Source organism: Mycobacterium sp. (assembly GCF_032161845.1).
Taxonomy (GTDB): Bacteria; Actinomycetota; Actinomycetes; order Mycobacteriales; family Mycobacteriaceae; genus Mycobacterium.
In genome coordinates, this window is sequence record NZ_JAVRQA010000291.1 from 1 (window position 1) to 2,619 (window position 2,619).

Here is a 2,619-nt window from a genome sequence, read left to right on the forward strand (position 1 = left end):
TGATGGGACTACCCATCTCCTTGTAACCCGGACCGAACTGAGTCGGAATGCGTAGCACGGCGACATCGAGCAGGTGCTGGTTCTGCTTCTGATTGGCGTGCACGGTCGCCGACCCGCCCATCTGCCAGGGAGCGGCATAATCGAGTGCGATGCGCTCCAGGGATCGTTTGACCGAGACCTCGAACGCCGGTAGCGCGAGCGCTCTGTTGCCATCGGGCGCGGTATGGGCGCCCATGGCGTCGGGATGGTCATCGATCGTGGCTTGCACGGGGAACCGGGTGTCTTCGGCGAACGGTGGTGCGACGCCGCCATAGACCGCGATCGAACTGACGAGTACGAGGCGCTTCACGCCAGTGGCCTCCGCGGCTTCCAGGCAGTTGAAGATCATGTCGTAGTTGGCCCGGTTGGACGTGCGGGTCTGTGCGTGTTGGTGAGCCTGTGCAGCGTGTATCACCGACTGAAAGTCGTACCGGCTGAACAGGTCGAACACTTCCCCGCTGCGCGCGAACTCCACGGACTCGATGGTGACCAGCTCGCGAAGGTCGCCCAACGCCTTCTCGATTTGGTCGTGGCCGTGACGAGCGGTGATCACCACTGACGTGCCTTCGGCGGCGAAGGCGCGGGCGGTATTGAGCCCGACCAAACCTCCGCCACCGGTGATCAATATTTCAGGCATGGTTGGCTACCTTTCCGGGTGAGAGAGGGGATTTGTCCTCTGTTTGGCTACACATCACCGAGTCCGATGAGTTGGAGTCGCAGCGCATCCAGTTCGGTATCGGACTTTTCTCCGACCAAACCCAGGATCTGTTCGGCGTCTTCGCCCAGGGCAGCGCGGGTCGGTGGCGGTTGCTGCTCGACCAGCTCGATCACCCGGTCGGCGGACGCCTCAGCGCTCAGTCCGGCGTTCTGCATGTTGTTCAGTGAATCGGTGAACTTGCCGAAGGCGTCGCCATAGAGTGCGCGCTGCTCGCCGGTCATGGCGTCGGCGATGCGTTTCAGCGCGGCGGCGGTCTTGGCGGGTCCGCCGGTGCGCATGTTGCCGGCCTGCACCATGACGAAGGCGATCCCGAAGGGCTTGAGCTCACTGCGGTAGACGTCGGCGAGCGCTTCGAATGCCGCCTTGGAGGCGCTGGACGGACCGTCGAAGGGCACCGGGAATCGGCCGGTCATCGCACCGATTTGGACGATGCGGCCGCGAGACTTGCGCAGCGCCGGAAGGAAGCCGTTGATGACGGCCAGCGCACCGAAGACATTCACGTCGAACTCGCGTCTGATGTCATCCAACGGGATGACTTCAAGGGGTCCGGGGGTCAGCGTGCCGGCATTGCTGATGAGCACGTCGAGTCCGCGCTCACCCACCTCCTCCGAAACCTTGTCCACCCAGGCCGTGACCGCACGCTGATCGGTGATGTCGGCAAGGGTCACTGCGACGTTGCCGCTCGACACCTTCTCCAGGTCGGCGGCGTCCCTTTCTGACCTCGCGGTACCGAAGACCCGATAGCCCTTGGCGGCGAGCTTGATGGCCAGCGCGCGTCCCAGCCCGCTGCCCGCCCCGGTAATGGCAACGGTGGGTTGGTGTAATTCCGTTGTGTTGGACATTGTTTCACTCCTTCGTGACCTGATGCTTGGACTGGATTCGAACAGTCGTTCAGAGCGTGGCCACCCGCACGACGACGGTGGCGACGGCCAACACGGCAAGCAGCGCGGCGGGGCCGGCATTGCGAAGGTCCTTGGCGCGGGCGTGAGCCCCGATCCCACCGATCATCAACAGGGCTAGTCCGGCTGCGGCGGCGATGCCAATGGCTGGGACGACCAATCCGGCGGCCAGTCCCACAGCGCCGGCGACCTCCAACGCGCCGACCACGCGCCACAGTTGTGCCCCGACCCGCAATTGGTCGCGCATCGTTAGCGACTGTTTGGCGCCGACGAGTTTGAGACCGCCCGAGCCGAGGAACGCTACCGCGAGAAGCGCGCTAAGAACGATGATGGCGATGTGCATTTCGAACCTTTCGTTGAGGGTTGACGATCTGGTGCTGGGCAGTCCTCATTCGAACCGCCACGTGGGGTTGAGATGGTTGCTGAGTTGACGCACGCACCATTCCAGAACGACGTCGCTAAACGCTGCGGGATTCGTCAGCATCAGCCGATTGACGTCGTCGGGGTGCGTGTGCACCTCGACCGGGCCCGTGCCGACTGGCGCCGCGGTGAGCCCGGACCTCGCGCCCGTTGCCCCGATGACGTAGAGGACCGGTTTCGTGTTCAGCCCCAACGACTGTGTCAGCTGTTCAGACAACACGGGCGGGCTCGCATCACCGATCAGGACCGCACCGGAAAAGACGTCGGAAACTTGGAGCGCGCTCCAAATGACCGTGGCACTACGGACGGATCCCACCAGGAACACGGGCAGCCGCGTCGTTTCGGCGACGTGCGCGCCCAAGGCGACCAAGCTGTCAGCCGACCCCTCGCGGCTGAACTGGTCGTCCGGTGTCCACACGTCCACGCCGCGGTCGGCGTGGTACGCACAGAAGCTGTCCACAATGGCGGGCTGGGAGGCGATCCCGGGGTGCACGACAATCGCGTGATCGGCATCAACGCTGGCATAGCGAGACCTCAACATCT

4 protein-coding genes are annotated in these 2,619 nt (G+C 64.0%); all 4 read right to left on the bottom strand.

Going from position 1 to position 2,619, the window contains the following annotated elements:
• The coding region (locus QOD90_RS16030) for an NAD-dependent epimerase/dehydratase family protein (RefSeq protein ID WP_526351391.1) at nucleotides 1-676 on the bottom strand (676 nt) is incomplete at its 3' end.
• Nucleotides 677-723: 47 nt separating this feature from the next.
• On the bottom strand, nucleotides 724-1,599 hold the full coding sequence (locus tag QOD90_RS16035) for an SDR family oxidoreductase (RefSeq protein WP_526351393.1): 876 nt from the start codon (nucleotides 1,597-1,599) through the stop codon (nucleotides 724-726).
• 49 nt (nucleotides 1,600-1,648) lie between these two features.
• On the bottom strand, nucleotides 1,649-1,999 hold the full coding sequence (locus QOD90_RS16040) for a DoxX family protein (RefSeq protein ID WP_526351395.1): 351 nt from the start codon (nucleotides 1,997-1,999) through the stop codon (nucleotides 1,649-1,651).
• Nucleotides 2,000-2,044: 45 nt separating this feature from the next.
• A partial coding sequence (locus QOD90_RS16045) for a hypothetical protein (RefSeq protein ID WP_526351397.1) occupies nucleotides 2,045-2,619 on the bottom strand: 575 nt, incomplete at its 5' end.

Bases quoted from the DNA above. Each gene is read 5' to 3' on its own strand.
- QOD90_RS16040 (WP_526351395.1), bottom strand. From the start codon at position 1,999: ATGCACATCGCCATCATCGTTCTTAGCGCGCTTCTCGCGGTAGCGTTC.
- QOD90_RS16035 (WP_526351393.1), bottom strand. From the start codon at position 1,599: ATGTCCAACACAACGGAATTACACCAACCCACCGTTGCCATTACCGGG.